Origin of the sequence: Microcoleus sp. F10-B2 (assembly GCF_036704965.1) — a bacterium.
Lineage (GTDB): Bacteria > Cyanobacteriota > Cyanobacteriia > Cyanobacteriales > Microcoleaceae > Microcoleus.
Map to the genome: position 1 here is coordinate 84,491 of NZ_JAUBTB010000005.1, position 12,393 is coordinate 96,883.

Here is a 12,393-nt window from a genome sequence, read left to right on the forward strand (position 1 = left end):
GAGAAAATAGCTGTTCATTTTAATTGGACTCCACAAACAGTGAGAGAGGTTTTACATAAATAGCCGCATGTAGGTATGGAAGGGATGCAGGGAATTACCATGTCTCAGCCGTGAAAACCGATGTGGAAAGAAGAAGACATAGAGTTTTTAACAGAATGCCTCAAAAATGAACCACGCACCTACAACGCCAGTCCAATTAGCTCAGAAATTAGAAAAAGAGCGTTATATTAAACGCGCGTCCAGACAGATTAAGACGAATACTAAAAAAAAGGGTTTATTTGGAAACGAGCGAGGAAGAGCCAAAAAGGAAAACAAGAAATTGTAGCACGCTAAGTCAAACTATTCAGACTTAAATATGCTGGAATGGGCTGCTGCTGCGGGAGATATCGACTTAAAATATTTAGATGAATCAAGATTTTGAGTTCCCAAGCGAACATAGTTACACTTATTACAAACGAGGAGAGGAACAACAGCTAGAACAAACCAATAGGCGTGGTCGTAGATTAAGTATTGTAGGACTTATTAAACATAAATAAAGCTTTGTTTACGGTTTAGTAATAGGGGGTGTCGAGTGAAAAGCCTATATCAGAATGATGGAGTTAGAAGTCCAGTCAGCCGCTCAGAGTAAACGAATCAGAGTAATAGTACAGGATAATGGCCCGATACATCAATGTCATGAAGTTCAACAATTATGGTCGAAGTGGGCAAGCCATGGTCTATATATCTTATTTCCCCCCAAATATTGTTCATCCATGAATCCGATAGAATTGGAAGGGAAACATATCAAAAAATACGAGCTAGCTGCGACATTTGTTTGAGGATAAATTAGAGTTAGCCTATGCCGTAATTAATGGGTATAAGCTAGAGTAAAAAAATGAAACTACCGTACAAAACGCATTCAATTGATTTCGGATCGCCGTACTTAATGTTTGGTTACATAATTATGTTTTTTCCCACCGACTTACTTACATGAAATATGCTGTATTTTAAGACTGTTGGCAGAAAACTCTTTCGAGCCATCACTGCAAAAACACAAACTCAAAGGTCAGTTAGCTGACTCTTGGCCTTGTTCTGTGGAGTATGACTGTCGGATTGTATTTAATTTTGTTGAAAATCCAGAGTCAGGAGAGGAGGAAATTCTCTTGCTTGAGATTGGCAGCCATGATGAGGTTTATTGAAAATGCTGGCTGATGCGATCGCCTCTTTCTATCTGCTTTTTTAATAGGGAGGAAAGGGCGATCGAGTTTTGTGTTTGTTGGAATTGACGAAAGGGCGATCGCACTTCAAAAAACTTTAAAGCAGGCGATCGGAGAAGGTTGTAGAAAAGTGAGGGTGAGAAAGTGCGATCGCTTTTAGGAGTGAAAGGGCGATCGTCACTAAATTTCATGTTTTCTACAAGTGTGTCAATAAGTTTATGTCACCAGGGTTTTGACTACAGAGCAATACCGCAACTTGAAAGCCTATTCAAGAGATGTACTAAGTCGTAACAACCAAACAGCGGTTGAGTTTCAAATGACCCAACATCGCCCCTAGCTCCTTCCTGCCAATAATTCGCCGTGGGAAGATGTCCATGTGGAGCCTGCATTGAAAAAGTAAGATCGTTATAGGTTTTTAAACCAAGAGTCATTCTACCAGCACTGTCCTTACAGTCAGGAGTGTACCATCCTATCCGTCGCTCAAAGCTCTTTTTTAAGTCATTCTTTTTCTGACCTTCCTGATAGGAGGAGTTGAATTTACATATAAACGATATTGCATCCTCTCCTATTTCTGACATAATTCGATTTTGTATACTAAATCCAAAGCGACCATTGCTATATTTAAGCCAAAGTCGATCGATAGTACAAAGATCAGGGCAAGGGAAGTACATCAAATGTAGGAAATCTAAACAGTCCGTCCTCGGGTCCATGTGCGTCCATTCTCCATCCCGGACTTTTTTCTCTGCTGTTAGATATCCTACGGCGAGCATCAGCCGTCCTGTTTCTTTGTCAGCTTCTTTCCATTTGCCCTCTGCTAGTAGGTCACGAAGGTGTGTGTAGTTATAGTGAATAGACACGCTGCTGTCAAGTGATATTACTTCAAGATTTGAATAATCTACTTGATTAGTGTAATTCTGGCTTGATGCTTTACTAGCTTGAGTCCTACTTGATGCCTTACTAGCTTGATTGCTGCTTGATGCTTGTGACACCACGAAGTAGACAACTACAGCCAGCACAATTAAAATAAAAATCCACATTGATACTTTCCTTGATTAGGTAATCAGGGGGATTGGCACTCAATCCCCTGATGGTTGTGTCTACTGGTAAAAATTAATCAAAATTGCTTTATCCGCCATAATTACCGCTACCATAGCCTGTTTCTTTGGCTATCTCTAGCATGGTCGATTGATTTGATTTTACTTTTTTTAGTTCCATTTCTACTCTCTCTCTTTCTGCCTGGTCTGCTATTCCGATTTGCTCTTAAAATTGAGCTATTATTGTCGAGTTTGGAAGATCAGAAACCTGTGAGGGGGATAAAATTCCTTGAGCCAAAGCCAAAGTAGCCATAATATTCCGAATTGTCTCGGCTAGGTTGTATGGTAAACTCACTTTTTTCAACTCTTATGCGTTGGGAATTTGTACAAATGAATGTTAGTCATCTGCTGGTACTTAAACATCGCCAAGACGATTAACAGTCAGGTAAAGACTGCAATTCATCGAACAAGGCATCCAAGTATTCACTAGAATCTGCCTGTTCCACTCCCCGTATACCAGGAGCTATTTCCTCGAAAAGATGCTCGTTGTCAATCTTAGTTTGAACGTACCATTGACCATTTTTTGTATAAAAGTGATCGTGGAGAATTTCAGGATTATTGGACTCAAGACCTCGTTTGTCATCAGAGTCTAAGATGTGTTTTTCTCCCCTCATGGTTGCACATTTATAATATCGACGGTTTTGTCTGTGATATTTTGGCCCATCCCAATCCCTATATGCCATGACAATTCTTCTAGTTACTACTTCTACTTGAAATGTGTAAACATAATTTATAGTAAAACTTCATCCTCAGCTTTACCAGTGACAAAAAGTGGTAAATAGTGATAAAAAGTAGCAACCTCTGAAAATTTGTGCTAAAATCTACCCAGAGTAAGGTGGACGCACGGGCAAAATGCCATAGATGCGCGATCGCAACCTCAACTCCGACACTACCTTTAAGAGGATTTAACCCATGACTGTGGATGAAGCTCTCGCCATTGTCGAAACAGTCCTAGAGGATGACGAACAGTTAAACGACGTGCAAGAGCTAATCTTCAAACAGTGCTGGGAAGGCAGGCAGTCTTATGAGGAAATTGCTAAATTTTCTAAATATGATGATGAATATATTAAAGCCGCTGGCTATAAACTCTGGAAGTTACTCTCAGACGCTTTTGACGAAAAAGTAAAAAAAAGTAATATTAAAGCAGTTATCAAACGATACTTGCGGCGACATCAAGTGATTTTACATCGAACTCAAGTTATAGGAGTTAATCTCAGCGGTGCTGACTTAAGCGGAGCTAAACTATCATTCGCAAACTTAAGTGAATCAGATTCATCAGCAGATTTACACGGTGCAATTCTATCTGATTATCATACAGTATCAGATGAAATTATCAAGGCTGAAGACGCAGATAACCAGGGAATTTTGTCGAGCATAAGACAACGGATTTATCAGTGGAATGATTTGCGCTTTCACAGCCAAGAACAAGTAAAAATAGCCGAAGCGCTCGATCGCACAAACACCCTCTTTTTCCCCAACTCCAAAGCCCGCCTCACAACACCCGCAGGTAGACAAAACCAAGAACCAGATTTCCTCATATTCCACCAAGGCAAATGGGGTATCCTGGAAATATCGCATCCCGATACAGAAAAAGATGAAACGCGCGATCGACTGTTTGCATCTCACGGTATCAGCATCATCCACTATTGCGATGCTAACAGATGCACAGAAGAACCCGATCGCATTGTCCAAGAGTTTTTAGACATATTGAGTCAGAGATAGGGCGAGTGGTTTTTTCATAAGGGCGATCGCATAGGGACCCAGAAACCGGGTTTTTTAAGATAATACTTCGTTGTATCCCGCAGATTCAGTAAAAAACCCGGTTTCTTTGCTTGGAGTGCCTAAGTGCATAAGGGCGATCGCACTCCGTAACAAAGTAGATTTTTCCTTGACAAATTACTCAATTTGTGATAGGCACGAGTGGTGGAAATTTTTAAGGGCGATCGGGATCTACTTCTGCAAAACGGGCGATCGCGATCGATCCTAACTCATTCCCCAGCAGCCTCAGCCGAGGCAGCGAATCTCTCCGCTACAGCTTTGCCAATTAGCGCCACCTGACTCAGAGGCAAGAACCTAATTTTATTGACAATATCTTGAATATCTAACGGATCTGAAACGGGCTTTCCATCCAAAAATCTCAGAAGTTCTTCCAGCGAATAACCAGCTCTCGCAGCGAGCTTAGCCAAGTTTTCAGTATCAGGAACCGTATCCCCCCTTTCCCAAAGCTGAACAGCGGTAGCGGAAACGCCCAAAAGCCTACCAAACGCTCGCTGACTCATTGTTCCGCGCGCTGTTTTGATAATTTCACTAAGTTTTTGTCTATTTTGGATGTTCACGACTCGAACGTTACTCAACCGTATCTACCAGTCTACTTACGAAGTGATACATCAACTATATTTCCCAGACGACTCAGCCGCCGCCGCGAGTCTATCCATCACGGCTCTACCAACCACGGCTAACTCACTAATTGGTATACATTGAATTTTTTTCAGCAGATCGTTAGTATCTACCGGTTCACGCATGGGTTTGCCTTCCAGATGAGCGAGCAGCTCTTCAAGTGTAAACCCGGCCCTCACAGCAATCTGAGCCAAATTTTCTGTATCTGGGATGCTCTGACCTTTTTCCCACAACTGAACCGCAGTCGCAGAGACGCCCAGAAGCTTGCCGAATGCCGGCTGACTCATCGAACCGCGAGCTAGTTTGACAATCTCGATCAATTTTTTCTTAGCTTCTGCGTTCACGGTATCAGCCACCAGATAACCACAATTCCCAGTTTACAAAACATCAACCATACTTCCCAGAAGCTACAGCAGCAGCAGCCAGTCGCTCCATACCAGCTCGAACAATCACTGCTAAGTCACTCAGTGGCATACATTGGATTTTTTTAAGGAGCTCGTTGGTATTGACAGGTTCCGGCATTGGTTTGCCTTCGAGATGAGCCATTAACTCTTCCATCGTAAAGCCCGCTCTTGCCGCAATCTGAGTCAAATTTTTCGTATCCGGGAGTACCTGGCCCTTTTCCCAATACTGAACCGCAGACCCAGAAACTCCCAATAGCCTACCAAAAGCGCTAAAACTCAGGTCGCCACGGGCTAGCTTCACAACTTCGCTCAGTTTCTTCCTAGCTTCTGTGTCCACAGTATTAGTCACCAGATCAACACAACTCCTAGTTTACTTATCTACCAAAAAATCTGTCTTTCTTGCTTGACAGCAAAAAGTTTACCAGTTAGAGTGTAAATACTTTTGAAATCATAATTGTATTTGTAGCCAATCAGGGGCAGTAAAAATGACTCGCAAGACACGCAATACACGTCAAAGCCTTACAGCCTCCGGTTGGCTAAAACCCCAGCGCTGGCAAATCTCCAAAAAAGAAGCCGCCGAAGCCCTGAGAATGCCCGTCAACCGCATCGTCAAAGTCTACCCCAAACAACATCAAGTAATAGTTGTTTACCTGAACAAGAAAGGACAAAAATGCAGTTCCTTTTTCAGCTACAGACTATTTGCCAGATGGGAACAAGAGGCGATCGCAGCAATTGCCCGTTGTAGAAACCAGCAAATCCTAGCACCCCTAGAAATTATCGTACAGTACGACCTGGAACATTTCAAGTATCCAGTGGCGATCGCCGATGCAATTTGGGAAGCCCTACTCAACCAGATCTCGCGCGTAACAAGGGAACAGAGGCTGAGCAAACAATGCGCCTAGCCCCCCATCACTCGATCAATTAGTAGAAGCAGCCAACTCAGCCAAACGTTCCTGCTGATCCTGAGAAATGCAAGTTTGAATAATCCCCTCAATATCCCCTTCCAAAACAGTATTGAGCGAGAAATTTTCCCCCAAACGGTGGTCGGTAGCCCGATTGTCCTTATAGTTGTAAGTGCGAATCTTCTCCGATCGCGAACCAGTACCAACCTGAGCCAAACGCCGCGACTTCACCTCATCCTGCTGTTCCCGCAACTTCATCTCATAGAGCTTAGCCCGCAAAATCTGCATCGCCCGCTCCTTATTCTGCAACTGACTGCGCTCCTCAGTACAGAAAATCCGAATTCCCGTCGGCTTGTGAAACAAATCCGCAGCAGTTTCCACCTTGTTCACGTTTTGACCGCCAGCGCCGCCCGATCGAGCTGTACTCATCTCAATATCCTTCGGATCGATGTGAATCTCCACATCGTCAACCTCCGGCATCACAGCCACCGTCGCCGTCGAAGTATGCACCCGGCCGCCAGCCTCAGTCACAGGCACTCGCTGCACCCGGTGTACCCCAGCCTCAAACTTCAGCTTGCTGTAAACGCTGTCGCCTGTAATTTCCAGAATCACTTCTTTAAACCCGCCCATTTCCGCCAGCGACTCGCTCACCAACTTCACTTGCCACCCTTGAGTTTGAGCGTAACGGGAATACAGCCGCAGCAAATCTCCCGCCCAAATACTGGCCTCATCTCCGCCAGTACCCGCCCGAATTTCCAGCATAATATTCTTGTCATCGTTCGGGTCGCGGGGGAGCAGCAAAACCTTCAAACGACTTTCCAAATTCTCCAGCTTCGCCTCAAGTTCCTGAACTTCCAGCGCAGCCATTTCTTGCATATCTCGATCGCCCGCGGCTTCCTTGAGAACCTGTCGCGCGCCCACCAAATCGTCCTGAGTGGTTTTCCACAGAGCAAAAGTATCGACCACTTCCTCCAAGGACGATCGAGCTTTTGCTACCCGTTGAAACTCTTGATTGTCCCTAGCCACATCCGGGTCAGCCATGCGGCGAGTCAACTCATTAAAAGTTTGCTCTACCGACTTCAATTTATCCAGCAAATAAGATTCAGCCATTGTCAGTTGTCCTTTGTCAATCGATTTTAGATTTTAGATTTTAGATTTTAGATTTGAAGAACAGTTGGGATATAATCTCGATCGAACTCTACTCGATCGGACTCAACTGCCAGCCGTAGCAATTCTTCAATCTCAACTCTCCAATCCGAGGGCGGATCGATTTTAGATTTTAGATTTTAGATTTTAGATTTTAGAACTCAAGAGCAGTTAGGATCGAATCTCGATCGAACTCAACTGCCTGCATAGCGAAGTCTTCAATCTAAAATCTAAAATCCGAGGGCGGTAAGTTGCCAGTAGAAAGAACTACTCTCAACAAACTGCGGACAAATGACAATCCGGCTACTTCTTCTTTTTGCCTTTACCAGCAGCTTTAGAAGCATCTGCTTTCGGATCTTCCATTTTCAGCGGCCCAGACGAAGCATCTGCCTTCGGCATGTCTACCTCGGTCATGCCGTATTTCCGCATAAAGCGTTCCACACGACCTTCAGTATCAATAATCTTCTGAGTGCCAGTATAAAAAGGATGATTTCCAGACCAGACATCAACTTGAAGCTTTGGTCTAGTGGAACCAACAGTCATTACCAGTTCTCCGTTGCAATAAACCTGAGATTCGGGATACCACTCAGGGTGAATGCCAGCTTTCGCCATTGTTTTTTACTCTCTAATCTTTGACTTTACAACCATTTTAGCTGCCGCGTGACTTGTACACCAACAACAGCAGGAATTTTGCCTTATATCTGTTGGAACCAGGAATCAGGAATCGGAAATAAACTTCAAAAAAAGGCAGATAAAATCTGAATGATTCTTGCCTTTTCTTTCTTCCTTCTTCCTTCTTCCTTCTTCCGTCAATCGGTCAATCCGAACTTCCGTTACATCCGTTACATCCGTTAAAAAATCCGTTGCCGAACTTCCGTTACATCCGTTACATCCGTTAAAAAATCCGTTGCCGAACTTCTTTGGATTACCGCTTCGAGTATTGAGGAGCCTTGCGAGCTTTCCGCAAACCGTACTTTTTCCGTTCTTTTGCCCGCGGGTCGCGAGTCAAATAGCCCTCTGTCTTCAAAGGCTTGCGGTTGTCCGGGTCTAATTGACAAAGTGCTCTAGCGACACCCAAGCGAATCGAGTCAGCTTGGCCTGTCAACCCGCCGCCTTCAACTTTAACCAAAATATCGTACTCATTTTCCAGACCCAAAGTTTCCAGAGGAGCCTTAGCGAGGGCCAAATAAGTAGGGTTGAATTGCAGGTACAAATCCCCCTCTTTACCATTGACAGTCAGTATGCCAGTGCCGGGAACCAAGCGCACCCGCGCTACTGAACATTTGCGGCGACCGGTACCCCAGTACACAGCGCGGCCGGTATCTGTTGCTTGCATTAGTCATTTCCTCCCGGAATCGTGTGAACAATTAACTCTTCTGGTTTTTGAGCTTGGTGCGGGTGGTTTGGGCCAGCGTACACCTTCAGCTTAGTAAACAATTGTCTGCCTAGAGAAGTGTGAGGCAGCATTCCCCGAATAGCTTCTTCGACAATTCTTTCGGGCAAACGTGCTTGCAATTTGGCAAAAGTTTCTGTTTTCATGCCGCCCGGTCTTCCAGAGTGGCGGCGGTAGATTTTCTGGGTTCGTTTTTTGCCAGTCACAGCGATTTTTTCGGCATTGATGACAATTACGAAATCGCCGGTATCCATAGAAGGAGTGTAAGTCGGTTTGTGTTTTCCCCGGAGGTACATGGCAACTTCTGTTGCCAGACGGCCCAGCCGCTGGTCGGCTGCATCGACCACGTACCACTTGTGCTCTAGGGAGTCTTGAGTAGGGACGTAAGTTTTGTTCATTGTTTGTTGTTAGTTGTCTGTTAACTGTTAACTGTTGTTAGTTGTCGGTGGTCAGTTGTCAGTTTTTTATTGTTAGTTGTCCTTAGTTTTTTATTAGTAGTTACCTAATGACTAATGACTGCTGACTAATGACTAATTTTGGCTGAGTGTCGTACCAGACATTTGGAGAAAAGGGAAAGTCTTGATAGCCAACTCGCAGCAGGCACAAACCTTGAGGGGGGGCGGCATATTTTACCAGTTCTCGGCGTTCGTTGACCCAGATATCTGTAAAATTGTCGATCGGTCTTTCCCCGCGACCCACCTGCACCAGCAACCCCACCAGCAGCCGCATCATCCCGTATAGAAACCCGCTCGCCTGAACCTCAATATAGATAAGAGGCCCAGAACGGTGACACTCTGCCGCTTGCACGTCCACCCAGGAATGGGGGCGGGCAGATCCCGCTCGGTGGAAAGCAGCCAGGTGATGCCGCCCGATGAGCGGTGTCAATGCTGTCTGAATCAAAGATTCATCCACAGGGGCGTGGTAGCAGTGCCAAGCAAAAGGACGCACAAACAAATTAGGAGTCGGATCTGTATAAAGGGTGTAGCGATAGCGCCGCCAACTGGCTGAGAACCGAGCGTGCCAGGTAGGTTCCACCTTTGCCGAAGCTCGAATTAAAATATCTTTTGCCAGTCGAGAGTTGAGAACGCTTGCCCAGCGGTGAGCCGGAATTGGGCCGCGGGCATCAAAATGCGCTACTTGAGCAGCGGCGTGAACTCCCGCATCGGTTCTACCAGCAGCGTGCAGCGTTACCGGGCTTTCCAGAACAGTCGATATTGCTGTTTCAATTTCTTCTTGTACTGTACGCTGGTTCGGCTGTCGCTGCCAACCGTGAAAGTTAGTGCCGAGGTATTGGATCACCAGAGCAACGCGCTGTATCGATTGGGGATTTTCGATTGGGGATTTTCGATTGTCAGTCATAAATCACAAATCTCCAACCCAAAATTGAATTAAACCAGTTCAACGATCGCCATTTCGGAATTGTCTCCTTGACGGGGGACAGTTCGTACTACGCGGGTGTAGCCCCCGTTGCGCGAGCCGTACCGTTCTTGTGCCGCCTCAAACAAGGCGTGTACTAACTGTTTATCGTAGATATAGCCCATAGCTTGGCGGCGAGAGGCCAAGGAGCCATCTTTTGCCAGGGTAATCATCCGGTCCGCCTCTGAGCGCAGGGCTTTGGCGCGGGCTAGAGTGGTCGTGATTTTACCGTGGCGGATTAGTTCGGTGGTCAGCGAGCGCAGTAGGGCGCGGCGCTGGTCAGCCGGTTTGCTGAGTTGGGGAACGCGACAGCGGTGACGCATAGCAGTTGGTAATTGGTAATTGGTAATTGGGTGCCGGGATAGTCCGCGAGTTTTGAGCGGTGATTTCTTTAACTTAAAAACTCACCTACTTAAAATTCAGAACTTTTTTACCCGTTACCCGTTGATTAACTTTTAGCTGATTTTTCCTGTGGCAAGGTAATGCCCAAGCGTTTTTGTAAAGCTTCAATCACTTCTTCAGCAGACTTCTGCCCGAAATTTTTGATCTCGAGCAAGTCTTCTTGGGTATAATCCAATAAGTCTGCGACTGAGTTGATCTGAGCCCGCTTGAGACAGTTGTAAGCCCGGACAGACAACTGCAATTCTTCGATCGGAATTTGGCTAGTAGGATCGGCCTCACCTGGATACTCTGGTTTGAGAGAATCTTGGGTGATGTCTTTGAGAGGTGCAAATAAATCTACCAGGATGTGGGCAGATTGACTCAAAGCTTCTTGAGGAGTCACGCTGCCATCAGTCCAGATTTCCATAATCAGCCGGTCTTTCTCGACCGTGCCGCCTACCCTAGCATCTTCAACGCTGTAGTTGACTCTGCGAATCGGCATAAAGATGGCGTCTATTTGGAGGAAATCCAAAGCCGAGCCATCATCGCGACTGCGGTCTACTGCTCGGTATCCGATGCCTTTTTCAATTCTGAATTCCATTTCCAGAACTGAGCCCGGGGAGAGAGTTGCAATGTATTGAGATTTATCGATCAATTCCACTTCTGAGGGTAAATCGAATCGATCGGCCGTAACGGTGACAGGCCCCTCAATCCGCAACCTGCCGATTTGCGGCTGCTGAGAATGAGTTTTGAGGACGACCTCTTTCATGTTCAGGAGAATTTCTAGAACATCCTCACGTACCCCTTCGATCGTGGCAAATTCGTGATTGACGCCCGCGATTCGGACTGAAGTTACTGCCGTTCCTTCCAAATTTGACAGCAGAACTCGCCTGAGCGCATTCCCAACAGTTGTTCCCTGACCGCGATCGAGCGGTTCCAGGACAAATTTTCCGTACTGACTGCGGTCTTTGTCAGTGTTAGACTCTATACATTCAATTTGAAACTGCGCCACGGAGTGACCTCCCTTTTCCACTTTGGATTTTTGATTTTGGATTTTAGATTGCAGAGCATACCCCTGAACGGATTTCGGATTTTGGATGGACGGGGCAACAGTTAGAACCATTAGTTTTTGACTTTAAGCAGTTAGCCATTATCCAAAATCTAAAATCTAAAATCTCAAATCGTTTTAGACTCTACGCCGCTTGGGAGGGCGACAGCCGTTGTGAGGAATTGGGGTAACATCTCTAATCAGGGTGATTTCCAGTCCCGCCCCTTGCAGCGCCCGAATTGCAGTTTCTCGACCTGCTCCTGGCCCGCTCACCATTACTTCTATTTGGCGCATTCCTTGGTCGTTGGCTCTGCGGGCAGCACTTTCTGCTGCTGTTTGAGCTGCAAAGGGAGTGCCCTTCTTAGCTCCTTTAAAACCGCTGGAACCCGCTGATGCCCAGGATATTACTTCCCCGTTGAGGTCGGTAATAGTCACAATTGTGTTGTTAAAGGTAGACTGGATGTAGCCTACCCCATTGGGTACATTCCGTTTCTGCTTTTTTGCACCAGATTTCTTGCCTGTTTGTTGTCGCGCCATATTAGTCTCTTTAACGTTTCTCTCAACTAATGTCCCGAAGCGCTAGGAGCCAGCAGCCCCCAGCGTATTTTTCCCAAAAAGATGTTACTTCTTGGAAGGTGCCTTTTTCTTGCCCGCAACTGTTCGGCGGACGCCGCGACGGGTTCTGGCGTTGGTACGGGTTCGCTGGCCCCGCACCGGCAGACCCAAACGGTGACGCCGACCGCGATAAGTTCCGATGTCCATCAGGCGCTTGATGTTCATTGACTCCCAGCGCCGGAGGTCTCCTTCGATTTGGTAGGTAGTTTCTACATGAGTCCGCAGAGCTGTCACGTCGGCCTCTGTTAAATCCTTGACGCGAGTGTCAGGATTTACGCCTGTTGCAGCGATAATTTGTTGGGCTCTCGACAAGCCTATTCCGTAAATGTATGTCAGACCTATTTCGACGCGCTTATCGCGTGGAAGGTCTACCCCGGCAATCCGTGCCACACTTTTTGTCT

Annotated in this window: 19 protein-coding genes; 4 read left to right on the plus strand and 15 right to left on the minus strand. The window is 46.0% G+C overall.

The features are described from left to right. The first annotated feature begins 593 nt into the window (after positions 1-593). Together QUA99_RS03325 and QUA99_RS03330 are read left to right on the plus strand one after the other, a co-directional pair. Positions 594-818 carry a transposase gene (locus tag QUA99_RS03325; protein WP_333234794.1) on the plus strand — a complete coding sequence of 75 codons (225 nt, stop codon included), beginning with the start codon at positions 594-596 and terminating at the stop codon, positions 816-818. 177 nt (positions 819-995) lie between these two features. Beyond that, positions 996-1,178 carry a plasmid stabilization protein gene (locus QUA99_RS03330; protein WP_333234735.1) on the plus strand — a complete coding sequence of 61 codons (183 nt, stop codon included), beginning with the start codon at positions 996-998 and terminating at the stop codon, positions 1,176-1,178. Here QUA99_RS03330 and QUA99_RS03335 read toward each other — a convergent pair. From QUA99_RS03335 to QUA99_RS03345, 3 genes are all read right to left on the minus strand, one after another. Beyond that, positions 1,172-1,387: a hypothetical protein gene (locus tag QUA99_RS03335; RefSeq protein WP_333234736.1), complete on the minus strand. Its 216-nt coding sequence runs from the start codon at positions 1,385-1,387 to the stop codon at positions 1,172-1,174. The genes QUA99_RS03330 and QUA99_RS03335 overlap by 7 nt on opposite strands. Positions 1,388-1,432: 45 nt before the next feature. After that, complete coding sequence (locus QUA99_RS03340; protein WP_333234737.1) at positions 1,433-2,233, minus strand: GUN4 domain-containing protein; 801 nt, start codon at positions 2,231-2,233, stop codon at positions 1,433-1,435. Between the two features lie 431 nt (positions 2,234-2,664). Continuing rightward, positions 2,665-2,973: a hypothetical protein gene (locus tag QUA99_RS03345; protein ID WP_333234738.1), complete on the minus strand. Its 309-nt coding sequence runs from the start codon at positions 2,971-2,973 to the stop codon at positions 2,665-2,667. Between the two features lie 229 nt (positions 2,974-3,202). Here QUA99_RS03345 and QUA99_RS03350 point away from each other — a divergent pair, with 229 nt between their 5' ends. Then, a complete protein-coding gene (locus tag QUA99_RS03350; protein ID WP_333234739.1) occupies positions 3,203-4,012 on the plus strand; it encodes a pentapeptide repeat-containing protein in 810 nt (269 codons plus the stop codon). Between the two features lie 266 nt (positions 4,013-4,278). Here QUA99_RS03350 and QUA99_RS03355 read toward each other — a convergent pair whose 3' ends face one another. From QUA99_RS03355 to QUA99_RS03365, 3 genes are all read right to left on the minus strand, one after another. Beyond that, positions 4,279-4,569 (minus strand): helix-turn-helix transcriptional regulator, encoded by a 291-nt coding sequence (locus QUA99_RS03355; RefSeq protein WP_333234740.1) that lies wholly within the window; start codon positions 4,567-4,569, stop codon positions 4,279-4,281. Positions 4,570-4,677: 108 nt separating this feature from the next. Continuing rightward, positions 4,678-5,043 carry a helix-turn-helix domain-containing protein gene (locus tag QUA99_RS03360; RefSeq protein ID WP_333234741.1) on the minus strand — a complete coding sequence of 122 codons (366 nt, stop codon included), beginning with the start codon at positions 5,041-5,043 and terminating at the stop codon, positions 4,678-4,680. Positions 5,044-5,074: 31 nt separating this feature from the next. Beyond that, positions 5,075-5,440, minus strand: a complete 366-nt coding sequence (locus QUA99_RS03365; protein ID WP_333057801.1) for a helix-turn-helix transcriptional regulator — start codon at positions 5,438-5,440, stop codon at positions 5,075-5,077. A gap of 136 nt (positions 5,441-5,576) precedes the next feature. Here QUA99_RS03365 and QUA99_RS03370 point away from each other — a divergent pair, with 136 nt between their 5' ends. Further along, positions 5,577-5,993, plus strand: coding sequence for a hypothetical protein (locus tag QUA99_RS03370; protein WP_333234742.1), 417 nt, complete (start codon positions 5,577-5,579; stop codon positions 5,991-5,993). A 15-nt stretch (positions 5,994-6,008) separates the two neighbouring features. On the opposite strand, the gene prfA is transcribed toward QUA99_RS03370, so the two are convergent. From prfA to rpsM, 9 genes are all read right to left on the minus strand, one after another. Further along, positions 6,009-7,103 (minus strand): peptide chain release factor 1, encoded by a 1,095-nt coding sequence (gene prfA / locus QUA99_RS03375; protein WP_333234743.1) that lies wholly within the window; start codon positions 7,101-7,103, stop codon positions 6,009-6,011. Positions 7,104-7,442: 339 nt separating this feature from the next. Then, the gene (rpmE, locus tag QUA99_RS03380) at positions 7,443-7,751 is read right to left on the minus strand and encodes a 50S ribosomal protein L31 (protein WP_333234744.1); all 309 of its coding nucleotides are present in this window, start codon (positions 7,749-7,751) and stop codon (positions 7,443-7,445) included. Between the two features lie 313 nt (positions 7,752-8,064). Further along, positions 8,065-8,475, minus strand: a complete 411-nt coding sequence (rpsI, locus tag QUA99_RS03385) for a 30S ribosomal protein S9 (protein ID WP_106147490.1) — start codon at positions 8,473-8,475, stop codon at positions 8,065-8,067. Beyond that, positions 8,475-8,930, minus strand: a complete 456-nt coding sequence (gene rplM, locus QUA99_RS03390) for a 50S ribosomal protein L13 (protein WP_333234745.1) — start codon at positions 8,928-8,930, stop codon at positions 8,475-8,477. Before rplM ends, rpsI begins: the two co-directional genes overlap by 1 nt. Positions 8,931-9,030: 100 nt before the next feature. Continuing rightward, complete coding sequence (truA, locus tag QUA99_RS03395) at positions 9,031-9,891, minus strand: tRNA pseudouridine(38-40) synthase TruA (RefSeq protein ID WP_333234746.1); 861 nt, start codon at positions 9,889-9,891, stop codon at positions 9,031-9,033. Positions 9,892-9,920: 29 nt separating this feature from the next. Then, on the minus strand, positions 9,921-10,271 hold the full coding sequence (gene rplQ, locus QUA99_RS03400) for a 50S ribosomal protein L17 (RefSeq protein ID WP_006634978.1): 351 nt from the start codon (positions 10,269-10,271) through the stop codon (positions 9,921-9,923). Positions 10,272-10,396: 125 nt separating this feature from the next. After that, positions 10,397-11,341 carry a DNA-directed RNA polymerase subunit alpha gene (locus QUA99_RS03405; protein WP_332978179.1) on the minus strand — a complete coding sequence of 315 codons (945 nt, stop codon included), beginning with the start codon at positions 11,339-11,341 and terminating at the stop codon, positions 10,397-10,399. Between the two features lie 174 nt (positions 11,342-11,515). Beyond that, complete coding sequence (gene rpsK, locus QUA99_RS03410) at positions 11,516-11,914, minus strand: 30S ribosomal protein S11 (protein WP_006634980.1); 399 nt, start codon at positions 11,912-11,914, stop codon at positions 11,516-11,518. 84 nt (positions 11,915-11,998) lie between these two features. Beyond that, on the minus strand, positions 11,999-12,382 hold the full coding sequence (gene rpsM / locus QUA99_RS03415) for a 30S ribosomal protein S13 (RefSeq protein ID WP_333234747.1): 384 nt from the start codon (positions 12,380-12,382) through the stop codon (positions 11,999-12,001). Positions 12,383-12,393 lie beyond the last annotated feature (11 nt).